Source organism: Acidithiobacillus marinus, from assembly GCF_002847505.1.
Lineage (GTDB): Bacteria > Pseudomonadota > Gammaproteobacteria > Acidithiobacillales > Acidithiobacillaceae > Acidithiobacillus > Acidithiobacillus marinus.
Map to the genome: position 1 here is coordinate 1 of NZ_MXAV01000054.1, position 2,569 is coordinate 2,569.

The 2,569-nt window shown below is 59.1% G+C and carries 3 protein-coding genes; all 3 read left to right on the forward strand.

The annotated features are described in order from the left end of the window. Positions 1-84 precede the first annotated feature (84 nt). The 3 genes from tnpA (at position 85) to tnpC (ending at position 2,539) form a co-directional block, all read left to right on the forward strand. Entirely contained in the window at positions 85-459 is a 375-nt protein-coding gene (gene tnpA, locus B1757_RS14030; protein WP_101538915.1) for an IS66 family insertion sequence element accessory protein TnpA, read from the forward strand. Continuing rightward, positions 459-809 (forward strand): IS66 family insertion sequence element accessory protein TnpB, encoded by a 351-nt coding sequence (tnpB, locus tag B1757_RS14035; protein ID WP_101538916.1) that lies wholly within the window; start codon positions 459-461, stop codon positions 807-809. Before tnpA ends, tnpB begins: the two co-directional genes overlap by 1 nt. Before the next feature lie 95 nt (positions 810-904). Beyond that, positions 905-2,539, forward strand: a complete 1,635-nt coding sequence (gene tnpC / locus B1757_RS14040; protein WP_438263630.1) for an IS66 family transposase — start codon at positions 905-907, stop codon at positions 2,537-2,539. The last annotated feature ends 30 nt before the right edge of the window (positions 2,540-2,569 follow it).

Genomic DNA, 2,569 nt, shown 5'->3' on the forward strand with positions numbered 1-2,569 from the left:
GTAACCGGTAACTAAGCGGCGTTATATCCTGAAATTTTCAGATGTGCAGAATAATCTCCCAGGACATGACTGAGGAGAAAATACATGGTGCCATCAACACCGCGCAGGAGAGCCCCGCGCCGCAGTGCCCAAGCCTGGCAGGCATTGCTGAATGAACAGGCAGAAAGTGCTTTGACGGTGACGGCTTTTTGTCATCAGGCATCCATCAGTCCGGCCAGTTTCTATCGTTGGCAAGGACGGCTGCGCAAGGGATTACCGAATACCGGAGGGAATTCTGCCGGGACGCTGAGTCCTGCTATTCCGGCTGTCATCGCCCCTCAGCCTATCCCCGACTTTGTCGATTTGGGCGCGCTGGAAGACCTGCCCTCTCCGGCCCGACGGGAAGCAGACGCTGCGCATCGACTGGAACTCCGTCTGGATCTGGGCGGTGGCCTGATTCTGCATCTGGTGCGGGGCTGATGTTTTTCCCGGAAGGTCGGGTACGGGTGCATCTCTGCGGTCAGCCGGTGGATATGCGCAAGTCCTATGACGGGCTGTATGCGCTGACTCGTCAGGTCTTGCAGCAGAATCCACTGTCTGGGCATCTCTTTGTGTTCATCAACCGGCGGGCGACCCAAATGAAGGTGTTATATTGGGATCGCACCGGATTCTGCCTCTGGGCCAAGCGTCTGGAGCGCGGTCGCTTTCTCCCGGACTGGCAGAAAGTGGTGACCCGGGAGATGGATTGGACGGATCTCAAGCTGATGCTCGAAGGGATTGTGCCGGGCGCACAGCGCAAGCGCTATCAGGTACCGGAACCAGCGGAATAACATGCTTTTTTTACGCCGTTTCGAGGCCTTTTTTATGGACAGAATCAGTGATTATTGCTATGATTTTACACATGAAAAACGTCACAGCGGCGGCCTTGTTCCCGACCCCTTTAAGCCTTGAAGAGGCCGCCGCCCTGTCCCCGCAAACCGTCCTCCTGGCCGTGCAGGGATGGCTGCATACCGAACAACAATTAACGGCCTTTCAGCAGCAAATGACCGCTTTCCAGGCACAGATCGACGCGCTCAAACATCAACTCGACTGGTTCAAACGCCAGACCTTCGGCCAGAAGAGCGAAAAGCGGATCCCCGAAGCCCCAACCCAGCAGTTGACCCTGGCGGAGGCGCTGGGCATAGAAACCCCGGTGCCCCCGGCAGCAGCGCCCACCCGCCGCATTCCGGCCCATACCCGCAAAAGCACCCGCAGCAAGGCCGAAGACCGGGCCGAAGCGGTCCCATTCTTCGATGCCGATCAAGTCCCGGTTACCACCATTGAAGTCCCCAACCCCGAAATCGCGGGTCTGACCCCGGAGCAATACACCGTCATCGGCACCAAGGAAACCTACCGTCTGGCCCAGCAGCCCGGCAGTTATGTGGTGATCAAATATGTCCGCCCGGTCATCAAGCGTCTCGACACCCAGGTCATCCATTGCCCCGCCGCCCCCGTAGGCGTCCTTGAAGGCAGTCGCGCCGACGTCAGCTTCGCCGCCGGCATGGTCGTCGATAAGTTCCTCTATCATCTGCCGCTCTACCGGATTCACCAGCGCTTACAGGATGGCGGTTTTACCCTGAGCCGGCCGTGGCTGACCCGGTTGATGCAACAGATTGTGGGGCTGCTGGAACCCATCCATGATGCCCAGTTTGAATCCATCCGGGCCTCCCGGGTGAAGGCCATGGATGAAACCCCCATCAAGGCCGGTCTGAAAGGACCGGGCAAAATGAAACAAGGGTACTTCTGGCCGGTGTATGGGGAACTGGATGAAATCTGCTTCCCCTACTGTGAAAGCCGCCGGGCAGAGCATGTCGATCAGCTCCTGGGTCTGACCGCACCCCCCGGATCGATCCTGCTGACGGATGGTTATGCCGCCTACAGCCGTTATGTCCAAAAAACGGAAGGACTCACCCATGCCCAGTGCTGGGCGCATACCCGTCGGGAATTCTACGAGAGCCAGGATGCCGATCCGCAGCGGGCCGCCGTCGCCCTGGACCTGATTAGCCAGATCTATGCAGTGGAAGCCGAAATTCGGGAGCAGGGTCTGAAAGGCGTGCAAAAGCACGCGCTCCGGCTGACGAAAGCGAAGCCTTTGGTCGAAGCGTTCTTCACCTGGGTGGCGGATACCGCCGCCGATACCGGACTGCTGCCCAGCAACCCCCTGAGCAAAGCCCTCGCCTATGCCCACAAACGCCGGGCGGGACTGGAAGTCTTCCTCAGCGATGCCAATGTGCCCATGGACACCAACCATCTGGAACGCGGACTTCGAGTAATCCCCATGGGAAGAAAGAACTGGCTGTTCTGCTGGACGGAACTGGGGGCCAAACAGGTGGGCATTGTGCAAAGCCTGCTGACCACCTGCCGCCTCCACGACATCAACCCCTACGACTATCTGGTCGATGTACTGCAGCGAGTCGGCCAGCATCCCGCATCCCGCGTCGCCGAACTGACCCCCAGGCTCTGGAAACAGCACTTCGCCGCCAACCCCCTGCGCTCGGACCTCTACAATATCCTGAAGTAGCCCGCAAGATACGCCGCTCAGTTACCGGTT